A 23008-nucleotide genomic window follows, 5' to 3' on the forward strand; every position below is an offset into this window, starting at 1 on the left:
TGGGGTTTTTTATTGTGCAGATGCCAATGAGCGCGGCCTTGAGCATATGGCGACTGAGCACAAGCCTGCTCGTCGCCCGGTAATGCTTACACGGCGGGCGCCTGGATAGCGGGGCCGGTCATGCCGTCGATGCCCAGCGCGGGCAGGGCGGCGATTTCCTCATTGGTTTGCACGCCCTCGGCAATCGCCATCATGCCCAGCGAATGCACGATCAGGCACAGGCCTTTCAGGAAGGCCTGGTTGCCGGTGTTGGTATCGATCTGGCGGATAACCGATGCATCAATCTTGATGTAGCTGAGGCCAAGGTCGTGCAGTTCACCCAGGCGTGCCACCTGCGCACCCACGTGCTCGACGCCGATATGGCAGCCCAGCGGCTTGAGCGTGAGGCAGAAGTTGCGGAACGCTTCCATGTGCCGGAATACACCGTCTTCTGGTACTTCCAGCCACAGCCTGTCAGCCACTTCCGGGTTGGCCTGCAGCAAGGCATGCAGATGCTCCAGATAGGTAGGATTGCTCACGGCGCGTGAGGATATGTTGAGGCCAATGGCTGGTTTGCCATTCTTGAGGTCCTCAATGGCAATCTGCACCAGCAGATCATCCATTTCGGTAATCAGGTCGAGCTTGATCGCCCAGCCGATGAATTCCGCAGCAGGCAGCCAGGGGCCGTTGGGCTCCAGTTGCAGGCGCATCGGACCTTCGTTGTGGATCAGGGTATTGGTCGGGCTGATGACCGGGAAGCTGGCCAGGCGCAGGCGCTTGGACATGATGGCGTTATCCAGGCGGGCACGCCATTCGCTTTCGGTGCGGGTGGTGTTCAGTGGTGAGCTGGACTGCTGCGCCTGATCGTCAATCTCCAACTGCAATTGCGTCAGGTCATTGCGCTGGCGTATCACGGCAAGCAGGTCTTTCAGGCTATCCAGCTGGTCTGATCTGCCAATGTGGCTGGCGATGGTGCGGGGGCTGAAATCGGGGAAGCTATCGGCGATGGCGGCAGCCGAGATGATGGTGTCCTTCACCTGCTGGCACAGCAGCTCGCGGTTATCCGGACTGCTGCTAAACACGGCAAAATCCGCTCCGCTCAGCCGACCGGCAAACAGGCCATTTTCGGGTTTGCACAGCTCGGTCAAGGCATGGCCGATGCGCTTGAGTATCTGGTCGGTGCCGGTGCCACCATACTTGGCATTGATCTCGGCCAGCTCGGCGATATGCGAAACCACTAGTACGCCTTCTTCAAAGTTGTCTTCATTGTCCAGATAGGCTGATACGCGGCTGGTGAAATACTTGCGGTTCATCAGTCCGGAGATGGGCTCGTAGTTGGCTTCAAAGCGCAGTTGTTCCAGCAGCTGCGATTGCTCGTTGAGCATTTTGCGGATGCGGTTGGACAAGCGGTTCATGGCTTGCGCCAGCGATTTGAATTCGGTCACCCGGGGCTCGGTCATGGTGATGAAGCGCTGATCGCCAATCGCCTCTGCCATATTGGCCATTTCACTTAATGGACGGGTAATGATGCGCAGCAGCCAAGAGCCCAGTACCCCGGCCAGCAGGGCAATCGCTACGCTCCACAGCAGCATTTTCTTGGCGCCATTCCACAATGCCTGGTAGGCAAAGGTGGCATCGCTTTCCAGCGAGAGGGTGCCGTATTGCGACCAGCCATTTTGCACCTGGGCTACGCCGGGATGCACCTCAATGCTGAATGCGCGATTGAACCAGCTGGGGGTATTGGGTTGTATGTCGGCATTGTAGTGTTCGGAGATCAGCTTGCCTTCAGGGTCGACCAGCCGGATGCGCTGATAATGGCCATTATCAAACTGGGCGGATAACAGCAGGGCCACGTTCACCGGGTCCTCCTTGTCGATCTGCGACAGCGAAAGTGCGAGCGATGTGGCATTGTCGATGTTCTTCATCTGCAACTGCTGCTCCAGCGTGTGCTTGCTGGATTCGATACTGGCAATCACGCAGGCCGCAAATACTAGCAGCATCAGCAGACTGATGGCGATCCATAACTGTTTAATCAACGACATAATTGTTACCCCCTTAACCTGATCTTTTATTCAATACCATCGGCTTGCATTCTTGCGAGAACGTTGCGCCAGCGTGACAAGTGGCTCAACGAATCGCTACTTGGTGTGGTCGATGTGCCCGTCCACAACCCTTCGCTGTTAAAACTGAAAATCGGTACCAGATCCGGCCGACGCGAGGCCGGGCGGATGGAAATGATGAGGTTGTCCAGAATCAGCGGCTCGGCATTTGGCGTGGGGTAGTAGCTCAAAATCATGTGCGCTTGCGAAATGCGGCTGTTAGGGCCGCCTATCTTGGCCCGGACGTAGGTCAAGCGCAGTTTTTCATTGGGAATGCCCAGCTCGCGCAAAAACACGTATTTGGCAATGCTGTAATCCTCACAGTCGCCAGCCTCGCGGCCCAGGGATTCCAACGGCGTGGCCCAGTAGTCAGATTGCCCCCAGATATTGATGTCATCATCAAAGCGACGGATTTTGTCATTGACGAAGAGATTGATCTTCTCCAGCTTTTCCTGATCCGGGGCGTCTCGCAGGGTATTGAGCAGGGCCTCCAGCTCAATGATGGTGTTTTTGGCCCGGTCGCCATAACGCTGCTCGGCCAGCGTGCGCAGCTTGCTGAAATCCGTAGCCGCCTGTATGCCTGGAATCCATACCCCCAGCAACAAGCACATGATCGTGCAGAGCACCCACAGGCATTGACGACTTGCGCGAGATGTTAGCGAATGAGCGATGATGACTCTAGCCTACAAGGTTTGGCACGACAATTGCGTACGCTTCTTTATTGTAAATTCGGTGCGTGATTTAAATTTTAAATTCATGCACCCGGAAAAACCTCATATCTATAATAACTTATCGATGAAAGATAAGGTATTATTGAGGTCATAAAATATAACTAAATAACAAGCCGGGGTGAAGTGAATGAAAGCAATCTATAAAAGTATGATTGTTGCGGCTGCTATTGCCGCAGCAACTCCAGGGATGGCAGCACCAGCATCTACTCTGCAGGAAATCGTCGAAAGCGCCGTGACGAACAATCCGGAAGTGCAGAGCCGATACCACAACTACAAGGCCGCTGAGCAAGAGCAAAACGCTGCGCGCGGTGGGTTTCTTCCCAAGGTAGATTTGATCAGCAGTATCCGCACCCAGGAAAAAGTCTTTTCCAACACTAACAATACCAACATTCCTGACCGTCAGACCCAACTGGTACTGAAGCAGATGTTGTTTGATGGTTTTGCCACCAGCAATGAAGTCAGCCGCCTGGGCCATGCCGCCCGCGTGCGCTACTACGAGCTTCTGAGCGCCATGCAGAACACCGCGCTCGAGACCGTCAAGGCCTATAACGATGTATTGCGCTATCGCCAGCTGGTTTCCTACGCGGAAGACAACTACATCGTGCACAAGCAGTTGTTCGACAAGATTGAAGAGCGCGTTGGCGCCGGTGTGGGTCGCCGCGTGGATCTGGAACAAGCCAACGGCCGTCTGGCACTGGCAGAAGCCAATCTGCTGACCGAAACCACCAACCTGCATGATGTGACAGCCCGCTTCCAGCGTCTGGTCGGCGATTTGCCTGCGGATACCCTGTCCGATGTGGATTACTTCAAGGCAGGGGTAGAGCAAAGCCCCTCCGATGCATTGAAACTGGCGTATAACCAGAATCCGGATCTTCTGGCCTCGATTGAAAACATCATCGCCACCGAAGACGAAGTCAAAACCAAAAAGGCGCGCTACAGCCCACGGCTGGACCTGCAAGGCAAAAAGAGCCTGGATGTCAGCTCCGACGGCCGCAACAGTACCGCCGCTGCCGACTATCTGGAATTGACGCTGACATTCAACCTGTTCAATGGCCTCACAGATAAATCGCTGATCAGCCAATCCGTTGAAAAGCTGAACACTTCGCAAGACCTGCGCGACAAGGCCTGTGTCGATACCCGTCAGCAACTGGTGATCGCCTACAACGATATCAGCCAGCTCAAAGGACAACTGGATTTCCGCGACCAGCATCAACTCTCCATCGAAAAAGCCCGCGAAGCTTATCGTCGCCAGTTCGATATCGGTCAACGTACACTGCTCGACTTGCTGGATACGGAAAACGAATACTTCCAGGCACGCCGCACCTACACTAACACCGAGCGCGATCTGTATAACGCCTACGCCCGCACTTATGCCAGCCAGGGCGAGCTGCTGAAAAAGCTGAATGTGACCCGCGCCGATGTGCCTGAGCTGACCCCCACCGATTACAACACTTATGCCACCTGTCAGGCTGTGGCGCCAGAAGTGGTGAAGATCGACAAGGTAGCCCTGCTTGCCAAGGCCCGTCCGCTTAACACTGAACCGCTGAAGCCAGCCGAAGTTAAATTCGGCGAAGCGGATCTGGTGAAATCCACGGTGAATGACTGGGCATCTGCCTGGCAAGCCAAGGATTACAACCGCTACATCAGCTTCTACGCCGACAGCTTTGTTCCAGAAAAAGGCAACCGTGCCGCCTGGTTACAACAACGCAAGCAGCGCTTTGCTGCGCCTGGGGCGATTGTGGTGGAACTGAAAGACCTCAAGGTCAGCATGGATGGTACCCAGGCCCAAGCCTCGGTTTCTTTCATGCAACACTATGCCTCTGGCAAATACAGTGACGATACGATGAAGTATCTGACACTGGAAAAAACCAATAACCGTTGGTTGATTACCAAAGAAACCAGCAAGTAATTCAGAAGCAAACCCATGAAAACCCGACAACATTGTCGGGTTTTCAGCATCTGGCGGCTCACTTTCACCACATTTTTTGCTTTACATGCGCGTGAAGCCTGGCAACAACGGACTTGCCACACCCTCAAAGCGGGCGATATTGAGTGGCAATTCTGCAAGCATGAATGGTAGAATAGCGCCCTTCGCCGTCGGACCCCTGGTCCGCATCCCTAGCGTCTCGCTTCTGCCCGGATGGTGAAATTGGTAGACACAAGAGACTTAAAATCTCTCGCCAGTAATGGTGTGCCGGTTCGACCCCGGCTCCGGGCACCATAAAAATCATTAAACACTTTATAACTTCTCATCCCGCTAACATATTTGTCAGTGGACTTTCTATGAAAGTATTTGTGGCTTTAGTGGTAACTTATGACGATCTACCAAAAAAATAATTAAAGTCTTAGTAACCCCATGACACTTAAATTTGAATAAGTTATGGCCCTTAGTTGTGAGAGTGACTCACAATATTAAGTTGGTCTTTGTTATTGCTGTGATCTTAACAGCGGGGGTGCGATTGATGGTATGTAATCGCAATTTCTAATATCAGAAAGTGCATTCGACTTTTCTATCTCAGTCAGTCGCCAAGTCACTACATTTAGTCCATCTAAAAGTATGTAATAGTCTTCGCCAGCCTTCGAGCAAAAATCAAAATTTGTAGAACTACCAAAATTGGCATAGTAGGGCCAGAACTGATGGATTTGGTGACAACCTTCATTTACGTAAATGTATGTGTAGCTGCCACCACTTAGATTCGCAATTTTCTTTCCATCCACGGTGAATTGTGCATCGAAAGCACCCAGAAGAAATTTCCCAGGACGATAAAGATAAACTGTAGAGGTAGATGTATCAGGTTTGGGAGCATCCTGATATTTTGCGCCACTTGACGCGCACCCAACTAAAGTCAATAACAATACGGTTAGCGTAAAAAAGCGCATTCAAGAACCTCTCTGTTAATCATGAGTTATTTATTGATTTTATAATGGTAACCAAGCTTTACTACTAATTGCCAGCTTTGGGGTGTGTGCAAATCTTAAAGAATGTAGTTGTTCATGCTATCTAATCAATAGTAGCTCTAGTATGTTAAATTTTTTAATAGTCGATAGCCTCGTGCTCCAGCTGATTAGGGCGAAGTTTTTTTGTGCACACATTAGTGATGCATGCCGCGAGAGGGTGCCTTATCGTGGAATAAGTTCTGGCGATTTTTTAAGATATTGTTTGCAAAGTCCAGCACATGAATAAGCCGAATACCGACTGCCATTCTTTTGCCTCCCATTCCTGCAACTGGTATGCCCACAGGGATGCTTATCTTTGTCTTTGTACATCCATCCAAATATCCAAAAGAGGCTTACATGACCTCGAAGATAACGTTGCAACCTGGCCTTATTTTCTGGTTTCGACGTGATCTGCGTCTGCATGATCAGGTTGCGCTGACCTGGGCCGCGCGCCAGGCGGCTCATATCGGCTCCTGGCTGCTGCCAGTATTCGTGCATGATCCTGCCGAAAGCGGCCTGACGCGCTGGGGCTTTGCCAGGATGGCGCCGCACCGGCGAGCCTGGCTGACGAGTGCGGTGGATGCGCTGGCCGGGCAATTGCGCGCGCTTGGCAGTGATCTGGTGCCATTGCATGGGGATAGCGTAGATACACTGGTGCGATTGGTGCGCGCCCTCGGCAACCCGTTGCTGGTGTGCGAGGAGATTGCAGCGCCCGAGGAGCAGGCGGTGGTAGCCGCTTTGCGGGCAGCAGGGGTGAAGGTAAAAACGGTTTGGCAATCCAGTCTGGTGGCGGTGGAGAATCTGCCGTTTGATCCTCAGGCGGTGCCAGATACCTTTACGACATTTCGCCATGCGCTGGAGCGCGGGCATGTTCAGGCGGCGCGGCCGTTGCCGTCCATCAAGCAGCTGCCGCCGTTGCCATCGCATGCCTTGCTGAATGCGATACCGAGTGAAGTTGCGAGCGACGGCACTGATCATGCGATGGCAAGCGAGCCATGGCCGGATGACGCCCGGTCTGCTTTCCCGCTAGGCTCTTCGGGGTTCGATGGCAGTGAGCAGGCGGCCCTGCAGCATCTGCAGCAGTATTGCCAACGGCGGTTGCCGCATAGCTACAAGTCCACTCGCAATGGGCTCATCGGGGTCGATTATTCCAGCAAATGGTCGCCGTGGCTGGCGACAGGTGCCTTGTCGGCACGGCAGGCCTGGGCGGCCATTCAGGCATTTGAAGCGGAGCATGGTGCCAACGAGAGCACCTATTGGCTGTGGTTTGAATTGCTGTGGCGCGATCACTTTCGCTGGCTGCATTTCAAACATGGCAACAGGCTGTATCGCGCCCGTGGCCTGGGGGAAGCGCCTGTGCCATCGCATGATCCAGACCATTTTGCCCGCTGGTGCCGTGGCGAAACCGGGCAGCCGTTTATTGATGCCGGCATGCGCGAGCTGGCGGCGACCGGGTATCTTTCCAATCGCATGCGGCAGAATGTCGCGAGTTATCTGATACATGACCTGGGTTGCGATTGGCGTGCCGGGGCGGCCTGGTTTGAATCGCAGCTGCTGGATTACGATGTCTACAGCAACCAGGGCAACTGGCTTTACCTGAGTGGACGCGGCACCGATCCGCGGCAGGGCAGGCGCTTTAATCCGGACAAGCAGGCACAGGATTACGATGCGGATGGCAGCTACCGCGCCTTATGGGCGAGGGCAGCATGAGCTCTGTTGCATCTACCTTGCCGGGGCAGGCCAATTCAAAGGTGACCTTGCGCCTGATTCTGGGGGATCAGCTCAATTCCCAGCATTCCTGGTTTGCCCATGTCAGCCCCGATGTCGTGTACGTCATGATGGAGATCCGCCAGGAGACGGACTATGTGCTGCACCATGCGCAAAAGATGCTGGCGATATTCGCCGCCATGCGCCATTTTTCCCAGCAACTCAAACGCGCTGGGCATCGCGTGCGCTATATCGCCATTGATGACGCTTCCAACCGCCAACAGCTCACGACCAACCTGGAGGCGCTGATCGCGCATTACCAGGCAAGTACGATGCAGTATCAGGCGCCGGATGAGTGGCGGCTGGACCACTTGCTCGCGGCGTGGGCCGCGTCCTGCCAGGTGCCCGTGACCATGGTGGATAGCGAGCATTTCTACACCACGCGCCAAACTGTCGCCGCGCAATTCAAAGGCCGCAAGCAATGGCTGATGGAGCATTTTTACCGCACTCAGCGCCGCCAGCATGGGGTGTTGATGACAGCAGACGATCAGCCCGAGGGCGGCCAGTGGAATTTTGATCACGACAATCGCAAAGCGCTGCCTGCCACTCAGCCATTGCTGGCCGATATGCGTCCGCAACATGATCATCAGGCCCTGTGGCAAACCATTGTCGCCAGTGGCGCGGCGCATTTTGGCGATCCACAGGCCGAGGCTTTGCGCTGGCCGTTATCGCGCGAGGAGGCCCTGGCGCAGCTCGAAGTGTTTATCAACCAGGGCTTGCCTTTGTTTGGGGATTATCAGGATGCCTTATCCACACGCGGCTGGCGCCTGTTTCACTCCCTGCTGTCGTTTGCGCTCAATGTGAAAATGCTCAACCCGCGTGAAGTGGTGGCCGCCGCAGAAGCCGCCTGGCGCCAGGGCAAGGTGCCGCTTTCCGCTGCCGAAGGCTTTATCCGGCAGATACTGGGCTGGCGTGAATATGTGCGGGGCGTGTATTGGGCGCAAATGCCCGGGTACACCGAGGCCAACGCCCTTGGGCACAGCAGGCCGCTGCCGGAATGGTTCTGGACCGGAAAGACCCGCATGGCATGTGTAGCAAGCGCCATAACGCAATCATTGCAGCATGCCTACGCCCACCATATCCAGCGGCTCATGGTCATCGGCAACTTTGCCTTGCTGGCAGGGCTTGATCCGCAAGCTCTGCATCGCTGGTACCTGGGCATCTATATCGATGCCTTTGAATGGGTGGAGGCACCCAACACCCTGGGCATGAGCCAGTTTGCCGATGGCGGCCTGCTTGCCACCAAGCCCTATGTATCCAGCGCGGCGTATATTGACCGCATGGGCGACCATTGCAAGGGTTGCCACTACAGCAAGTCCACCAAAACAGGCGAGCGTGCCTGCCCATTCAATGCGCTTTACTGGGATTTTTTTGCCCGACACGAGACCCGTTTGCGTGGCAACCATCGCCTGAGCATGGTGTATCGCAATTGGGACAAGATGTCCGCCGAGGCCCAGCAGGCCTTGCGCCAGCAGGCGGAACAAACGCTTGCACAAATCGAGTCCCTGTAAAGCATTCGCTGCCTGTTTCCTATACCATGCGGGCTTGAATTCACGGCTTGCCCACATACTCAAATGACGACCATCATGGGCAACGCAAAGGCGTAAGGATCATCAGTGAGCGAAGAAAACCCGACATCGCATTGGCATCTCTATTTGCTGGAGTGCAAAGGCGGCAGCTATTACGCCGGCATCACCAATAATCTTGAAGCACGCTACAAGGCACATGTCGAAGGCAAGGGCGCGCGCTATACCCGGGCAAACCCGCCGCTGAGAATACTGGCCAGCAAGCCCTACGCCGACCGGTCAGCGGCCTCCATCGCCGAGGCCAGGCTCAAGAAACTGGCAAAGGCAGACAAGCTGGCTTTCTTTGCCGATTAGAAGTGCGCTTTATCAGCCATCGCCAGCCTGGCACCCAACACAATCTCCTACATGCTTTTCAGAACCCGCTGGCTCGCTAGACGTGCCCATGGCTTGCACAATGAAGTCGTTACCTTACGTAACGCTAACATTCATCCCAAATAAGGAGATTATGATGGCTACACAACAAGGAAGCACTCGTGGTGGTACCTCTCAGCAACACGCTCAGGCTGGTTCGCAAAGTCACAAGAATCAGCAGCAGGGCGGGGCGCAAAGCGGCGCCAACAAGCAACAGGAGCAGTCTGGCAGCCCTGACAAGAGCCAGCAAGGCAGCACCCGCGGCGGCTCGCATGAGCAGCATGTGAAAGCGGGCAGCCAAAGCCACAAGAAGAGCTAATGCCTGAAACCCAGGCCCCATAAGGCGATAGCCCTGTGGGTTTTGCCCGGGTTTGTTGGCAAGCTGTTTCGATGGCTTGTTGAAGACGCAAAAAAAGCACATGAAGATGTGCTTTTTTTGTGGGTGACGCTTGCGGGTGGTGTGCCCGCAAGTATGAAGCGAGGAGGGACTAACGACGGCGGCGCGAGGCAACAAAGCCCATCATGCCCAGACCTGCCAGCATCATGGCATAGGTTTCGGCTTCAGGAACGGCGCTGACGGTGGTGATGGTTAGGTTGTCATACAGCTTGCCTGCACCCAGCACGATGCCGTAAACACCGGAAACTGCACCACCGGTGATAATGGCACCGGGGTTGGCAAACTGGTCGAAAGACAGGGTGGAGATGGTTTTGCCAGCCGCATCCAGGAACAGGATGGAGGAATTGAAGCCACCAAAGCTGCTGTTATCCAGCTGCACCGAGAACGATGACAGGTTCTGTGCACTGCTGAAGCTGATCAGCACCTGGTCAAACATGGCGTCCAGCGCATTGGAGACCGATGGAGCTGCACCGTGGCCGTATTCCTCCGGGTTGCGTACGCGGATATCGCTATCCGAATAGGCTTCCCAGTGCGTATAGCCAGGGATGTTCTGGCCGTTAGGGTCCAGAATTTCAAAGCCGTCACCATCCAGATCAGCCGTTTCAAAGCCGCTGAGGAATTGCACATTGCTGTACGGATTGACCGCAGCATTGTTGGCCGAGGTGCCACTGGCGGCGTTGTCAAAATTGAAGTTGTAACCGGCGTAGGCGTTGGCGGCAAAGCTTGCCAAACCCAGCACGGCGGCGTTCATTATCAGTTTTACGGAATTCATGGTATCTCGCTTTCGTCATCAAACCGGGCGCCACGGCATGAGCCGCAGCGCCGGTGTTGTGGGCTTTCTTTACTTCACGCCGCCGATGGCAGCCTGACCAAACTTGAAGAACACATCGGTGTTATCCATCACGCCAGTGAACAGGGCAGCGCCACGACCGAAGGCGGACAATGGAATGTCAGTCGCGGTGTGCACGGCCTGGTCGCCGGATACCTGACCAGTCACGAGGTAACCGGTGCTGGCATTACGCACGCTTGGGTTAGCAGGGTAAGTGTTCAGCGGTGCGGTGCCAACGAATGGCTGCTGGCTGTCCTGCGTAGGTTGCGCATTGGCAATCCAGGCTTCGTAGCGGTCAGCATTGGCGCCGTAACCGATCAGCATCTTGTTGTCGATGTCGGTGGTGGCAGGGTAGCCATCAGCCGCGATGGTGTACTTGGGGAATTTCGCATCCTGATAAGTACCCACCACTTCGTTACGCATGCTGGCCACGGTGTTGGCCTTGCCTTGCAGTTCGGCATTGGTCACCTTGGAAGCACCCAGGATGGAAGCACCACCGGTTTCGTGGTCGGCCGTCACAATTACCAGCGTGTCCGGGTTGGCCGTGGCGAAATTCTTGGCAACTTGCACAGCACGGTCAAACTCGATGACTTCTTCAATCCAGCGATCGCTATCCATCAAGTGCGCCTGCTTGTCGATGGAAGCGCCTTCCACTGTCAATACGAAACCCTTGGGATTCTTGGCAAGTACCTTGATCGCCTTGTCGGTCATCTCTTCCAGCATGGGCTGGTCAGGGAAGCCATAGTCATTTACCACACTGGAAACACCACGACGGCCGTTGATCTTGTCAAACGCCACGTTCATGTTGGAGTAGGCAAACAGGCCCAGCAGCTTGTCTGGCACGCCTGCGCTCTGCAGGGCAGATTTGTCAGAAACATAGGTGTAACCGGCAGCGCTGAAGTCGCTGATCAGGTCACGCGCTGGATCCTTGGCACCGACGGCAGCGCCCCAGCCGCTGACGATGTCGCTAGTCAGCACGTAATCATTGGCAGCGCGGCGTTGCGAACCATTGGCGGGTTGCGGGCTGACACTGTTGGATGCATTAGGCAGGAACCACTTGCGGCCGCCACCCATCAGCACGGTCAGGCCGGTCAGCTTGCGGTCATCCAGGTATTGGTCGGCAATTCCGGTACCGTTGCCGCGGTTGGAGGTGTGCACGGCGTTAGCGGCAGGTGTGGCATCAAATACATCGGCAGTGGTGACGATACCCAGCGATTTGCCCTGAGTGCGGTGCAGGTATTCCGACAGGTATTCCATGCGTGGGTTGTCGAAAGCATCGGCAGTGTCATCTGGCCATACGCCTTCCTGACCGGAAGCCTGCTTGTTGCCATTCACATAGTTGGCCATGCCAGGTGCGGAGTCAGTGACGATGGTATCCAGTGAGGATGTCATCACCATGCCGGTGTAGGGGAAGGTATCCATGGCGAGATGACCCTTGGCCTTGCCCTGGGCATAACCCTTGGCCATGATGCGGGCGGCAGTGCGGTGCGCGGCACCCATGCCATCACCCAGCAGGATGATGATGTTCTTGGCTGGACGGCCCTGGTTGGTAATGCCAACCACTTCAAAGCTGCCAGTGGCGGTGACGGTCTGGCCATCGCTTTGCGTGGCTTTCACTGTCAGGGTGTGAACGCCGGGAACCGTGTTGGAGTAAGCACGCTTGGAAACCACGGCGGTATTCGCAGGCAGGCCAGCATTCAGGCCAGTGGTAACGATGCCAGAGGTGCTGGCAGTTACAGGCACAGTCACGCCATCCACGGCAAACTGGAAGCCGGTGATGGTGGCGCCAGCATCTGGACGGATGGTCGCTTGCAAGTCAAAACGCTGACCTGGCAGGAAGCGGGCAATCATGGGGGCGCTTGGGTCATTCACGCCGGTAGCGAAACGTTCGCTCGGTGGTGTCAGGCGTGTAACGGTAGGGGCGGCAACACTGACGCTGGCAGCAACGCCCAGCGTCGCTGCTACAACAGCGCGTACACAGTTAAGTGCAAAACGAGGTGACTTCATTTGAAAAAGCTCCTAATTAATCAATACAAAGGGTTGGCTATCATCAAAAACAGAAAATGACAGGTACAGCGATTACAGTTGACGCAAAAACAGGTGCTACTTGAAATCGGAAGGCGACTGCAGGGCCGCCGTGGTATCGGGTCGCAGCAGATGGGCGCTTTGCACGGCATCCAGTTGCAGGCGCACATAGGAAATGCGGCCATCGGCCTCGTGCCATTCCCCCACGCTCAGCACGCCGCTGAGGTTGATGAGTCCGGGCACGTAACCATTGATCTGACGGGCATCATGCAAATGCACAAACACCGAGGTGGCGGGCATGTCGTCGGCAAAGCTTTCATCCTCATGGCCCATCAGCACTGGCAATGGCGAGAGAATGAAAACACCAGGCGTGGCCTCGTCCTGCTTGGCCATATAGCCCAGCAGGCGCACCTGTTTGCCATTCAGGCTTAACAGTTTGGCCGATGGCTCCAGACCGCGCGGGCCCACCGGCAGCTTGTAGATTTCGCTGAACTTGAGCTCGGTAACGCCTGCGGGCAGGGCGGGCAGTGGCCCATTGACCTGCAGGGCAGAACTCATGGGCGGTTGGGCGTGCTCGTGCCCGGCTTCGTGGGCAAAGGCTGGCTGTATCAGTTGCGGGAGGGCCAGTTGAGCAAATAAAAGACTGGTGATGATGGCGCGGGAGTAGTGCATTGTTATCTTCCTCTTTGTCGGGACTGCAGCAAGTGCGTGAGCTATCAGCAAGTGCGTGCACTATAGGCAGCAAAAATTTCAGATTGATGAACGTTAAAAGATGTTAATGCGGCGAAATGATGAAATCCGCGCCAGACATGCAAGTGCCGTTGTCACAAAAGTATGCCGTGTCTTGAAAATGCAACATTACTGTAAAAAACTGCGCCTATGATCTGGCCTGTGAATACATCCTCTCTTGCTCCTTATCTCCATCGTGCGGCCCCCATTCAGAATTCTGGCAGGCAGCGCGCCCGTCATTCCGGCTTTACCTTGCTGGAGCTGCTGGTTGTCATGGTCATCATCGGTCTGCTCGCGGGCTATGTCGGCCCCAAGTATTTTGCACAGATCGGTAAATCCGAAATCAAGGCCACCCGTGCCCAGCTCGATTCCCTGGAAAAAGCGCTGGATCAATACCGGCTGGATACCGGGCATTACCCTTCCACTGAACAAGGGCTGGCGGCACTGACTGCCAAGCCGGACAACGACGCCCGCTGGGATGGCCCTTATCTTAAAAAAACTGTGCCTGACGATCCCTGGGGCCATGCCTATCAATACAAATCGCCCGGCGAGCACGACGAGTATGACCTCTACTCGCTGGGCAAGGACGGCCAGCCAGGCGGTACCAACGAGATGGCTGACATCGTCAGCTGGTAGACATGCTTTACAAACTCAGCGTACTGCGCGACAAACAATACCGCTCATTGCGTCTGGAGGCGGCCAATGAAAAGGCGGCAGCACTGGCCGCGAAGGCCCAGGGCTATACGGTTTTTTCTGTGGCGAGCGCCGAGCGCAACACCACACTGTCCTGGCTGCGCGGCGAGCGTTTCCCCCTCATGCTGTTCAGTCAGGAGCTGCTGGCCCTGCTTGAAGCCGGGCTTAACCTGATGGAAGCCATGGAAGCGCTCTCCGAGAAAGAGCAGCGCCCCCAGGTGCGCGATACGCTGCGGGCGACCCTGCGTCTGTTGAATGAAGGCCAGCCCTTGTCGCAAGCCATGGAGGCAAGCCCGGAGGCATTTCCTCCCTTGTATGTGGCGGCCCTGCGTGCCAGCGAAAAAACCGGCGGCATGCCGGAAGCCTTGCAGCGCTATATCGCCTACCAATCGCAGGTGGAAGAAGTCAAAAAGAAGGTGATCTCGGCGTCGATTTATCCGGTCATGCTGATCGTTGTCGGCGGCCTGGTGGTGATGTTTTTGATGGGCTTTGTGGTGCCCCGGTTTGCGCATATCTATGAAGACATGAATGGCGACATGCCCTTCATGTCGCAACTTTTGCTGGCGCTGGGCGGCTTTATCGAGACGCATGGCATGCAGCTTTTGCTGGCGGGGGTGGGGCTGGTGGTGGCAGGCGGCTATTTGCTGAGTCTGCGCAGTGTAAGGGCAGCGATGATGCAATGGCTGTGGCGCCTGCCGACCATAGGTGAACGCATGCGCATTTACCAGTTATCGCGCTTTTATCGCTCGCTCGGCATGTTGCTGATTGCCGGTATTCCCATCCTGAGTGCGCTGGGCATGGTATCGGGCTTGCTGGCACCGGCCTTGCGCGAGCGCATGCTGCTGGCCAGCGAGCAGATACGCCAGGGGCAGGCGATCTCGACCGCCATGGAAGCAAACGAACTGTCGACGCCGGTGGCTTTGCGCATGCTGCGGGTGGGCGAGCGCAGCGGCATGATGGGCGAAATGATGGGCCGCATTGCCGCTTTCTACGATGAAGAAACCGCACGCTGGGTCGACTGGTTCACCAAGCTGTTCGAGCCTTTGCTCATGCTGGTCATCGGCTTTGTCATCGGCTTTGTGGTGCTGATGTTGTATATGCCGATTTTTGATCTGGCAGGCAGCATCCAATGAGCCTGATCAGCGCACAAACCCTGGGAACAGCCCGGCAGTTGGCGGCACAGTCCAGCCGTCGCCTGATGGAAGTGCTACAAGACCAGAGCGCCATGGCGCCAGAGGCATTTGTCGCCGAGCTGTCACACGCATTGCATTACCCGGTGCTGGATAACCGCACCATGCACACGCTCAGCACCGATTTTGAGGTCATGCCATTTGCCGAGGCTTATCGCCGCGAATGCATTCCCCTGCGGCGCGAAGATGGTCAGCTGTTAATAGCAATTGCCGACCCGTTTGCCAGCGATATTCAGGCTTGGCTGCTCGACACCGTGCATGAACCGTTCACGCTCCATCTCGCGCATTATGCCGATGTCAGCGCCTTTCTCTCGCGCCATGAAGAAACCCTGAATGCCATGGACCGGGTGCTGGGCGGCGACATGGCGTCCGATGCCCATCCTGTACATGCAGATGGAGTAGAGCATCTTTCCTTAAGCCGCATTTCCGAAGACAGCAGCCCGGTGATCCGCCTGGTGAATTCCACGCTGTATGACGCCATGAAGATAGGTGCCAGCGATATACACCTGGAAACCACGCTGACTGGCCTTGCCCTCAAATACCGCATTGATGGTGTGCTGGATGCCGTGGGCCAGATTCAGGGCGTGGACATGGCCGAGCAGATTGTGTCGCGCATCAAGGTCATGGCCGAGCTCGATATTGCCGAGCGCCGCATACCGCAGGATGGCCGTTTCAAGGTGCATATCCAGCAGCGCGAGGTGGACTTGCGCGTATCCATCATGCCCAGCGTGTATGGCGAAGATGCGGTGTTGCGTATCCTGGATCGAAAATCGCTCACCGAGCAATCGCGTGGACTCACGCTGGAAAATGTCGGCCTCGATGCCCTGACGCGCCAGCAGTTTCGCGCCCTGGCCCGCGAGCCCTACGGCATGGTGCTGGTCACCGGCCCTACTGGCAGCGGCAAGACCACCACACTGTATGCGGCCATCTCCGAAGTGAATACCGGCCGCGACAAGATCATCACCATCGAAGACCCGGTGGAGTACAACCTGCCCGGTGTGCTGCAGATTCCGGTCAATGAAAAAAAGGGCCTGACCTTCGCTCGCGGCCTGCGCTCCATCCTCCGACACGACCCGGACAAGATCATGGTCGGCGAGATTCGCGATTCGGAAACCGCGCAGATTGCCGTGCAATCCGCCTTGACTGGCCATCTGGTATTCACCACCGTGCACGCCAACAACGTGTTTGATGTCATCGGCCGCTTTATCAATATGGACGTTGATACCTACAGTTTTGTCTCCGCGCTCAATGGCATTCTGGCGCAGCGGCTGGTGCGCCTCAATTGCACGCATTGCCTGGTGGATGACCAGCCGGATGCCGAGCTGCTGCAGGCTTCCATGATCAGCGAGACCGAGGCCGCCAGCATGCAGTTTCGCAAGGGCCAGGGCTGCGGCCATTGCCGTGGCAGCGGTTACAAGGGCCGCATGGCGGTGGCAGAGCTGTTGATTCTGGATGATGAAATCCGCGAGATGATCGTCTCGCGCCAGCCCATACGCCAGCTTAAGGACACCGCGCGCCGCAAGGGCCTGCGCCTATTGCGCCAGGCCGCTGTTGAAGCCGTGGCCGATGGCAAAACCACATTGGAAGAAATCAATCGTGTTACCTTCATCACGGCCTAGTTACTGCCTCAGGCTTTTACCGGACAGGGTAACGCTGTCGCAACCGCAGCGCGCCTGGCGCTTTGCCAGCTGGAAACGCAAATGGACGGATGCGACGCCGCCATTCACTGACACTGACGTGATTGTTGGCACTCATGCCGTGCAAGAGATGGCAATGGCAGATGAGCCAGGGCCGCATTCGGCTCAGCATTCGACGCATCAGCCCTGGCAGCGCGCGCTGCAGGCATGTTCACCGCTAGTGGCGGAGCTGGCTGCCGGGAGCCAGCTCACGGTGGTGGTCAGCAATCAATGGCTGCGCTACAAGCTGCTTCCCGCCATGCCGCCCATGCAGTCGCACGCTGCCAGTCTGGCGGTAGCCCGGGCCTTGTTCATGGAAACGTATGGCGAAGCCGCAGCCACTTGGCATATCGCGCTGGAGCCGCTGCCGCAGGGCGGATACCAGTTTGCCTGCGCTCTGGATCAATCACTACTGGAGGCGATCACCGCCATGGCAGCGCAAGCTGGCTGTCAGCTGGTGTCGGTGCAGCCGTCAATGATGCATCTCTACAATCGGCTCTGCCGCCATCTGAGCCCCGACCTGTGCGGACTGGTGCAGGTAGAGGCGGGCCGTATCCATCTGGCGCTGATGCGGGATGGTGGCTGGCTGGCGCTCAGTGCATGTGCCAGCCATGTGCAGGATTGGCCACAGCAGATGCTGGCCCTGCTGCAGCGCGAGATGGTGTTGCTGGGCGATGCGCCCCCGGCGTCAGGCAAGCTCTATGTAAATGTCGCGTTGGCGGCAGCCCATTCCGCTGCGTGGCCAGCCTTGCAAGCGAGCCTGGCCGAGATGGGCTGGCAGGCTGTGCCGGTGTTCAGCCATGAGCGGTCCATCAGCAAGCTGGCATTGCCTGCTGCGGCATGGGTAGGTGGCTAGCATGCGTGCATTGCGGGTGGATTTTATTGCCGATAACCAGCCAAAGGGCTGGGGACGCCTGCTGGCCGCGGCGGGCATGCTGCTGGCGCTGATTGGCTGGCAGGGGTATACGGCGATCCAGCATCAGACAGAAGCCGTGCAGTCGGCGCTGGCAGAAGCCAGCAAACAGGCCGGGCTGGTGCCGTCTCGTCAGCCGCGCCAGGCATCCTCGCCTGCTACCCAGCACGCCATGCAGCAGGCACGCAGCCTGGCGGATTTTCTGCAGATTCCATGGGGCGACCTGTTTGCCGGGCTGGAGGCAGCCAGCAGTCCGGACTTTGCGCTACTCGGCATAGAGCCGGATGCGCGCAAACGCCAACTCAAGCTCACCGCCGAAGCGGATAGTCGCGATGCGGTGTTCGATTACATGCAGCGCCTGGAAGCCACGCCGCAATTCAGCCATGTCATTCTGCTCAAGCATGAAAAGCAGCAGGAGCAGGCCGAGCAGCCCTGGCGCGTGGTGCTGATCGCGACCTGGCATGACATGCCCATTTCAATACCGCTTGAAACCTCGCAGGTGGCGCCATGACGCCGTTGCTGCGCACGATAGACACCTTGCGGTTCTGGCTGGGAACAGCCGGGCAGGTAGGGCTGCTGCTGATGGTATTGCTCATGCTGTTTGGCTTGTTGGTAATGCTGCCTGCACAGCAAAAGCTGCAAACTCTGCACGATCAGCTGGAGTGGATGCAGGCGCAACCCAAAGCCCAGGCCAGGCCAGCGCCCGTATTGGCCGAAACCCAGCAACTGCAGCAGTTCTATGCGCAATTTCCACCGCAGGACAGCCTGTCTGAACAGCTGCGTGCGCTGCATCAGCTCGCGCAGGAAAGTGGCATGGACCTGGTGATGGGGGATTACAAGTTATCGCATCAGCGCGATAACACGGCCTTGCAGCGCTACGAGATCACTCTGCCGGTCAAGGCGCGCTATGGGGCGCTGCGCGCCTTCATTGCCCAGGCGGCGCTGCGCTTTCCCACGCTGGGGCTCAGCGACATCAGTATCAAGCGCGATGGTATTCAGGACGACGAAGCCGAGGTGAAACTGAGCTATGTGTGGCTGTTGCGAGGCGAGGGCACATGAAGCGGCTGCAACCGAGACAATGGGCCCTGGCTGGCGCTCTCGCCTTGACTCTGCTCGCTATCTATCTGGTGGATGCGGAGGATGAGGCAGAAGAGCTGACGGTGCAGCACACCGCCGCATCCCGCCCCCGGCTAACGCCAGCCCCGCCATCGCGGCTGGCGTCAAATCTCATCGAAAACCAGACCTCGGGCCTGCCCGATCTGGCGCTTAGCCGAGCCCGTCAGGCGCACGCCATGCCGCAGGCGGGCCAGGATTTATGGCAGGCGCATGCCTGGCATGTCGCACCAGCGGCGAGTCATGAGAACACAGCCACGCTGGCCGAGGTCGTGAAGCCCGTGGCGCCTGCCTTGCCCTATCAGTACATGGGGCAGATGGACGATGCGCCCGGCGGCAATCTGGTGTTTCTGACCGCCGGTAACCGCGTACTCAGCGTCAGCCCCGGTCAGACCATAGAGCAAGTATGGCGTCTGGATAGTGTGGACCAGCGCGCCTTGTACCTGACCTATCTGCCCCTGAACAGCACCGTGGTGCTTAGCAAGACAGCCAAACCGGTGGTGGCACTTGCCCCATCGCCTGACGATCAACCGACCGACCGCTAGCCACGCGATCCTATCCATGAAACCCAAGATGAAACCTGTTCGCCTTTCAACGCTCTGCAGCCTGTTAACGCTGACCATGCTCAATGCCTGCGCCTTTGCGCCCTGGCCCAAGTCCGAGGTCAAGGGCGATACCCCCGAAACGCGGGTACACAGCGCAGAGGAAAACCTGCAGGCTAAGCCCGAGGCCGCCGTGCCACGCAAAGATATATTGATTACGCAGGAGCAGGCGGTGCAGGAATTGCTGACCGAGGCGGAAAAGCAGCGCAACGCCGGCCATTTTGTTGAAGCCAACGCCCTGTATGACCGCGTGATTGCGCTTGCCCCCAACAATGTGCGGGCGATTGCCGGCAAGGCCAGCATCACCCGCGAATATGCCCACAGCAAACGGCTGGATCAGGCACGTGCCATGCTGGACAACCAGAATAGCGAGGGCGCCTGGTCGATATTGCGCAATATCCTGATGGAAAACCCGGATAACAAGGAAGCGCAGCAGTTGCAGGCCAGCATACGCGCTAGCCGCGATGTGGCGCAGACGGAGCCGCCACGCCTCAAGCCGCCATTCCAGAAACCGGTGAGCCTGGAGTTTCGCGATGCCAATATCAAGATGGTATTCGAGGCGCTGTCGCGCGCCACTGGCATCAACTTCATTCTGGACAAGGATATTCGCGCCGATGCCAAGGCTACGGTGTATATCCGCAAGGCCTCGATTGAAGATGCCATCGAGATGGTGCTGGCGACCAATGGCCTGCAGAAAAAAGCGCTCACTGAAACCAGTGCGCTGATTTTCCCCAACACGCCGCAGAAGGTGAAAGATTACAAAGAGCTGATGATACGCAGCTTTTACCTGACCAATGCCTCGGCCAAGCAGGTGGCCTCCACCCTGAAAACCGTGCTCAAGACCAAGGATGTGGTGGTGGACGAGCGGCTTAACATGATCGTCATGCGCGATACGCCGGAGGTGATTCATATCGCCGAAAAACTGGTGGCGGCCAATGACCTGGCTGATCCTGAAGTCATGCTGGAAATCGAAGTGCTGGAAATCAGCCGCAGCCGCCTGCAGGAACTGGGCATTGCCTACCCCAACCAGATTTCGGTGAATAGCCGCATTCCCGTGACCACTTCCACGGCGGGGTCGGGTATTGCGGTCACGTCTACCGTGGCAACGGATTCGCCACTGACGCTGGAGGGCTTGCTCAATCTTAATTCCAGCCGCTTTGATGTCTCGCCCAACCCGGCGGTCAATTTCCGCAAAACCACAGGTGACGTCAATCTCATTTCCAACCCGCGCATACGCGTGCGCAACAACGAAAAGGCCAAGATTCTGGTGGGCGACAAGGTGCCGATTATCACCACGACCTCCACCGCCAATGTCGGCATTTCGGAAAACGTGACCTATATTGATGTCGGCCTCAAGCTGGATGTGGAGCCGCGCATCACGCTGGATGATTTCGTCAATATCAAGATCGGCCTGGAAGTGAGCTCGCTGGGCGACCGCACCACCACGCGCAATGGCGCCACGGTGTATACCATAGGCACGCGCAATGCCAGCACGCTGTTGCGGCTCAAGGATGGCGAGATGCAGATACTGGCCGGGCTGATACAGGATGAAGAGCGCAAAAACGCCAGCAAGCTGCCTGCGCTGGGCGATATTCCCATCCTCGGGCGGCTGTTTTCCAATCAGGAAGATCGCAAGAACAAGACCGAAATCGTGCTGGCGATTACGCCACGCATTCTGGGCAACATCCGGCGGCCTGACGCGGAAATTTCCGAATACTGGTCAGGCACCGAGAATGGCATTTCGGACAAGCCACAGCTGGCAGCGCCTGCTGGCGGTGGCAGCCCGGCTGCCAGTGGACCTGCGGTGGAGTCTACTTCTGAGGCCGTGGCAGCAGATGCCACTGGTGTCTCTTCTGAAGATGCCGCGATTGCCCAGCCTGGCGCTGCCGCGGCTAATGCCAGCCAGCCCGCGCCCACAGCGCCGGTCAACGCTGTCCCTGCGCCTGCAGCACAACCGGCAGTGGAAGGTGTGGACCTGTCGCGATGAAGTCCCGCGCTGGATTCACGCTGATCGAGATGGTGGTCACGGTGGTGATCGTGTCTATCCTCGCCGCGGCGGCGATGCCGGTACTTCAGCTGACGCTCAAGCGCAACAAGGAGGCCGAGTTGCGCACCTGCTTGCGGCAGATTCGCGAGGCGCTGGATGCCTACAAACTGGCCTATGAGGAAGGCAAGATCAAGCGCGGGCTGGACCAGTCCGGCTATCCGCCCAGTCTGGATGTGCTGGAGCGCGGCGTGCAGGACCAGACGCGGCCAGACAGGAAAGTCATCCGCTTCATCCGCAAGATTCCACGCGATCCTCTCAATCATGATCTGACGCTGGCCCCGGCTGACACCTGGGGCAAGCGCAGCTACCAGAGCGAGGCCGATGCGCCCAGCGAAGGCGTGGATGTTTACGATGTGTATTCCAAAAGCCCGGAGCAGGCGATTAATGGAAGCTGGTACCGTGACTGGTAGCAACTGCGAGAGCCGCAAGCGCTTCAAGGGCTTTACCCTGATCGAACTGATGGTCGTAATGACCATAGTCGCCTTGCTGATTGCGGTGGCGGTGCCACGCTATTTTCATAGTGTGGACAAGGCCCGTGAATCGACACTAAGGCATGATCTCAATGTGATGCGCGAAGCCATCGACAAGTTTTACGGGGACCATGAGCGCTATCCGGCCTCGCTGGAGGAACTGGTGAGCCTGCATTATCTGCGCGCCGTGCCACCAGACCCCATCACCGGTTCACGCGATACCTGGGTGCTGATCGCGCCGGAAGTGAATGTGAATGGTGTGGAGGCGGGCAGTGCGGGGGCGGTGTATGACATCCGTAGCGGCGCGCCGGGCAATGGACGCGATGGAACGGCCTATGCCGAATGGTAGGGCAGCTACGGCCAGCGAATATCGCCGCGGCGAACAGCGCGGATTCAGCTATATCGGGCTGTTGCTGATGATCGCCATTGCCGGTGTCGGCCTTGCTGCGGTGGGCATGCGCTGGCATCACCAGCTGCGTGCCGAAAAGGAAAAGCAGCTCTTGTTTGTGGGGCATCAGTACCGGGCGGCGATTGCCAGTTATCAGGCCGCGAATCCCTCGGGTGTCAATATGTACCCGGCCAGCCTGGATGACCTTTTGCTGGACAAACGCTACCCCAACATCAAGCGGCACCTGCGCAAACGATACGATGATCCGATCACCGGTAGCGCCGAGTGGGGCCTGATCAGGCAGCGCGGACGCATAATCGGCATTTACAGTCTTTCTACGGAAAAGCCCATAAAACAGGCGGGCTTTGCCTCTGATGACCGCGGGTTTAAAGGCGCGAGCCGCTACAGCCAGTGGGTATTCGGGCAGGAGCTGCTGGATCCGGAGGAGGCCGCCACGCCAGGTGTGGGCGCTACGCGACGCTAAAG

At 57.2% G+C, this 23008-nt stretch carries 22 protein-coding genes and 1 tRNA gene; 17 read left to right on the top strand and 6 right to left on the bottom strand.

What is annotated here, in order from left to right:
* Window positions 1-86: 86 nt before the first annotated feature.
* Together MPQ_RS05195 and MPQ_RS05200 are read right to left on the bottom strand one after the other, a co-directional pair.
* Entirely contained in the window at window positions 87-2021 is a 1935-nt protein-coding gene (locus MPQ_RS05195) for an EAL domain-containing protein (protein WP_013441848.1), read from the bottom strand.
* Window positions 2022-2047: 26 nt separating this feature from the next.
* Entirely contained in the window at window positions 2048-2689 is a 642-nt protein-coding gene (locus tag MPQ_RS05200) for a transglutaminase-like cysteine peptidase (protein WP_013441849.1), read from the bottom strand.
* A 307-nt stretch (window positions 2690-2996) separates the two neighbouring features.
* On the opposite strand from MPQ_RS05200, the gene MPQ_RS05205 reads away from it, so the two are divergent.
* The gene (locus MPQ_RS05205) at window positions 2997-4718 is read left to right on the top strand and encodes a TolC family outer membrane protein (protein WP_238525356.1); all 1722 of its coding nucleotides are present in this window, start codon (window positions 2997-2999) and stop codon (window positions 4716-4718) included.
* Between the two features lie 225 nt (window positions 4719-4943).
* Window positions 4944-5030 (top strand) — tRNA-Leu (locus tag MPQ_RS05210).
* 206 nt (window positions 5031-5236) lie between these two features.
* On the opposite strand, the gene MPQ_RS14265 is transcribed toward MPQ_RS05210, so the two are convergent.
* Complete coding sequence (locus MPQ_RS14265; protein ID WP_083801040.1) at window positions 5237-5689, bottom strand: DUF2846 domain-containing protein; 453 nt, start codon at window positions 5687-5689, stop codon at window positions 5237-5239.
* A 414-nt stretch (window positions 5690-6103) separates the two neighbouring features.
* Between MPQ_RS14265 and MPQ_RS05215 the strand changes: the two genes are divergently transcribed.
* The 4 genes from MPQ_RS05215 to MPQ_RS05230 all read left to right on the top strand — a co-directional run bounded on the left by MPQ_RS05215 (window position 6104) and on the right by MPQ_RS05230 (window position 9769).
* On the top strand, window positions 6104-7456 hold the full coding sequence (locus MPQ_RS05215) for a DASH family cryptochrome (RefSeq protein ID WP_041362618.1): 1353 nt from the start codon (window positions 6104-6106) through the stop codon (window positions 7454-7456).
* Complete coding sequence (locus MPQ_RS05220) at window positions 7453-9024, top strand: cryptochrome/photolyase family protein (protein ID WP_049821929.1); 1572 nt, start codon at window positions 7453-7455, stop codon at window positions 9022-9024. The genes MPQ_RS05215 and MPQ_RS05220 overlap by 4 nt, the downstream gene beginning before the upstream one ends.
* Before the next feature lie 105 nt (window positions 9025-9129).
* On the top strand, window positions 9130-9393 hold the full coding sequence (locus MPQ_RS05225; RefSeq protein ID WP_013441853.1) for a GIY-YIG nuclease family protein: 264 nt from the start codon (window positions 9130-9132) through the stop codon (window positions 9391-9393).
* Window positions 9394-9547: 154 nt separating this feature from the next.
* Entirely contained in the window at window positions 9548-9769 is a 222-nt protein-coding gene (locus tag MPQ_RS05230; RefSeq protein ID WP_013441854.1) for a hypothetical protein, read from the top strand.
* 169 nt (window positions 9770-9938) lie between these two features.
* Here the strand turns inward: MPQ_RS05230 and MPQ_RS05235 are convergent, their stop codons facing one another.
* The 3 genes from MPQ_RS05235 to MPQ_RS05245 all read right to left on the bottom strand — a co-directional run bounded on the left by MPQ_RS05235 (window position 9939) and on the right by MPQ_RS05245 (window position 13373).
* A complete protein-coding gene (locus MPQ_RS05235) occupies window positions 9939-10619 on the bottom strand; it encodes an FxDxF family PEP-CTERM protein (protein WP_013441855.1) in 681 nt (226 codons plus the stop codon).
* Window positions 10620-10688: 69 nt separating this feature from the next.
* A complete protein-coding gene (locus MPQ_RS05240) occupies window positions 10689-12683 on the bottom strand; it encodes an alkaline phosphatase (protein ID WP_013441856.1) in 1995 nt (664 codons plus the stop codon).
* Window positions 12684-12779: 96 nt separating this feature from the next.
* The gene (locus MPQ_RS05245; RefSeq protein ID WP_013441857.1) at window positions 12780-13373 is read right to left on the bottom strand and encodes a hypothetical protein; all 594 of its coding nucleotides are present in this window, start codon (window positions 13371-13373) and stop codon (window positions 12780-12782) included.
* Between the two features lie 207 nt (window positions 13374-13580).
* Between MPQ_RS05245 and gspG the strand changes: the two genes are divergently transcribed.
* Genes gspG through MPQ_RS05300 form a run of 11 tightly spaced genes read left to right on the top strand, consistent with a single transcriptional unit; the run spans window position 13581 to window position 23006 of the window.
* Window positions 13581-14066, top strand: a complete 486-nt coding sequence (gene gspG / locus MPQ_RS05250; RefSeq protein WP_013441858.1) for a type II secretion system major pseudopilin GspG — start codon at window positions 13581-13583, stop codon at window positions 14064-14066.
* Window positions 14067-14068: 2 nt separating this feature from the next.
* Entirely contained in the window at window positions 14069-15256 is a 1188-nt protein-coding gene (locus tag MPQ_RS05255) for a type II secretion system F family protein (protein WP_013441859.1), read from the top strand.
* Window positions 15253-16932, top strand: a complete 1680-nt coding sequence (locus MPQ_RS05260; protein WP_013441860.1) for a GspE/PulE family protein — start codon at window positions 15253-15255, stop codon at window positions 16930-16932. The genes MPQ_RS05255 and MPQ_RS05260 overlap by 4 nt, the downstream gene beginning before the upstream one ends.
* A complete protein-coding gene (locus MPQ_RS05265) occupies window positions 16910-17845 on the top strand; it encodes a hypothetical protein (RefSeq protein ID WP_238525357.1) in 936 nt (311 codons plus the stop codon). Before MPQ_RS05260 ends, MPQ_RS05265 begins: the two co-directional genes overlap by 23 nt.
* Before the next feature lies 1 nt (window position 17846).
* Entirely contained in the window at window positions 17847-18413 is a 567-nt protein-coding gene (locus tag MPQ_RS05270) for a PilN domain-containing protein (RefSeq protein WP_013441863.1), read from the top strand.
* Complete coding sequence (locus MPQ_RS05275) at window positions 18410-18961, top strand: hypothetical protein (protein ID WP_013441864.1); 552 nt, start codon at window positions 18410-18412, stop codon at window positions 18959-18961. The genes MPQ_RS05270 and MPQ_RS05275 overlap by 4 nt, the downstream gene beginning before the upstream one ends.
* Window positions 18958-19560: a hypothetical protein gene (locus tag MPQ_RS05280; RefSeq protein WP_013441865.1), complete on the top strand. Its 603-nt coding sequence runs from the start codon at window positions 18958-18960 to the stop codon at window positions 19558-19560. Before MPQ_RS05275 ends, MPQ_RS05280 begins: the two co-directional genes overlap by 4 nt.
* A gap of 28 nt (window positions 19561-19588) precedes the next feature.
* Complete coding sequence (locus MPQ_RS05285; protein ID WP_013441866.1) at window positions 19589-21604, top strand: secretin N-terminal domain-containing protein; 2016 nt, start codon at window positions 19589-19591, stop codon at window positions 21602-21604.
* Complete coding sequence (locus tag MPQ_RS05290) at window positions 21601-22074, top strand: type II secretion system protein (RefSeq protein WP_013441867.1); 474 nt, start codon at window positions 21601-21603, stop codon at window positions 22072-22074. Before MPQ_RS05285 ends, MPQ_RS05290 begins: the two co-directional genes overlap by 4 nt.
* Window positions 22049-22483, top strand: coding sequence for a type II secretion system protein (locus MPQ_RS05295; RefSeq protein WP_013441868.1), 435 nt, complete (start codon window positions 22049-22051; stop codon window positions 22481-22483). The genes MPQ_RS05290 and MPQ_RS05295 overlap by 26 nt, the downstream gene beginning before the upstream one ends.
* Entirely contained in the window at window positions 22470-23006 is a 537-nt protein-coding gene (locus MPQ_RS05300; RefSeq protein WP_013441869.1) for a type II secretion system protein, read from the top strand. The genes MPQ_RS05295 and MPQ_RS05300 overlap by 14 nt, the downstream gene beginning before the upstream one ends.
* Window positions 23007-23008: the final 2 nt, after the last annotated feature.

The sequence above is a fragment of the Methylovorus sp. MP688 genome (genome assembly GCF_000183115.1).
Lineage (GTDB): Bacteria > Pseudomonadota > Gammaproteobacteria > Burkholderiales > Methylophilaceae > Methylovorus > Methylovorus glucosotrophus.

Excerpts from the sequence above, each read along its gene's own strand:
- MPQ_RS05195 (WP_013441848.1), bottom strand. The coding sequence starts at position 2,021 with ATGTCGTTGATTAAACAGTTATGGATCGCCATCAGTCTGCTGATGCTG.
- MPQ_RS05200 (WP_013441849.1), bottom strand. The coding sequence starts at position 2,689 with ATGTGCTTGTTGCTGGGGGTATGGATTCCAGGCATACAGGCGGCTACG.
- MPQ_RS05205 (WP_238525356.1), top strand. The coding sequence starts at position 2,997 with ATGGCAGCACCAGCATCTACTCTGCAGGAAATCGTCGAAAGCGCCGTG.
- MPQ_RS14265 (WP_083801040.1), bottom strand. The coding sequence starts at position 5,689 with ATGCGCTTTTTTACGCTAACCGTATTGTTATTGACTTTAGTTGGGTGC.
- MPQ_RS05215 (WP_041362618.1), top strand. The coding sequence starts at position 6,104 with ATGACCTCGAAGATAACGTTGCAACCTGGCCTTATTTTCTGGTTTCGA.
- MPQ_RS05220 (WP_049821929.1), top strand. The coding sequence starts at position 7,453 with ATGAGCTCTGTTGCATCTACCTTGCCGGGGCAGGCCAATTCAAAGGTG.
- MPQ_RS05230 (WP_013441854.1), top strand. The coding sequence starts at position 9,548 with ATGGCTACACAACAAGGAAGCACTCGTGGTGGTACCTCTCAGCAACAC.
- MPQ_RS05235 (WP_013441855.1), bottom strand. The coding sequence starts at position 10,619 with ATGAATTCCGTAAAACTGATAATGAACGCCGCCGTGCTGGGTTTGGCA.
- MPQ_RS05240 (WP_013441856.1), bottom strand. The coding sequence starts at position 12,683 with ATGAAGTCACCTCGTTTTGCACTTAACTGTGTACGCGCTGTTGTAGCA.
- MPQ_RS05245 (WP_013441857.1), bottom strand. The coding sequence starts at position 13,373 with ATGCACTACTCCCGCGCCATCATCACCAGTCTTTTATTTGCTCAACTG.
- gspG (WP_013441858.1), top strand. The coding sequence starts at position 13,581 with ATGATCTGGCCTGTGAATACATCCTCTCTTGCTCCTTATCTCCATCGT.
- MPQ_RS05255 (WP_013441859.1), top strand. The coding sequence starts at position 14,069 with ATGCTTTACAAACTCAGCGTACTGCGCGACAAACAATACCGCTCATTG.
- MPQ_RS05260 (WP_013441860.1), top strand. The coding sequence starts at position 15,253 with ATGAGCCTGATCAGCGCACAAACCCTGGGAACAGCCCGGCAGTTGGCG.
- MPQ_RS05270 (WP_013441863.1), top strand. The coding sequence starts at position 17,847 with ATGCGTGCATTGCGGGTGGATTTTATTGCCGATAACCAGCCAAAGGGC.
- MPQ_RS05275 (WP_013441864.1), top strand. The coding sequence starts at position 18,410 with ATGACGCCGTTGCTGCGCACGATAGACACCTTGCGGTTCTGGCTGGGA.
- MPQ_RS05280 (WP_013441865.1), top strand. The coding sequence starts at position 18,958 with ATGAAGCGGCTGCAACCGAGACAATGGGCCCTGGCTGGCGCTCTCGCC.
- MPQ_RS05285 (WP_013441866.1), top strand. The coding sequence starts at position 19,589 with ATGAAACCTGTTCGCCTTTCAACGCTCTGCAGCCTGTTAACGCTGACC.
- MPQ_RS05290 (WP_013441867.1), top strand. The coding sequence starts at position 21,601 with ATGAAGTCCCGCGCTGGATTCACGCTGATCGAGATGGTGGTCACGGTG.
- MPQ_RS05295 (WP_013441868.1), top strand. The coding sequence starts at position 22,049 with ATGGAAGCTGGTACCGTGACTGGTAGCAACTGCGAGAGCCGCAAGCGC.
- MPQ_RS05300 (WP_013441869.1), top strand. The coding sequence starts at position 22,470 with ATGCCGAATGGTAGGGCAGCTACGGCCAGCGAATATCGCCGCGGCGAA.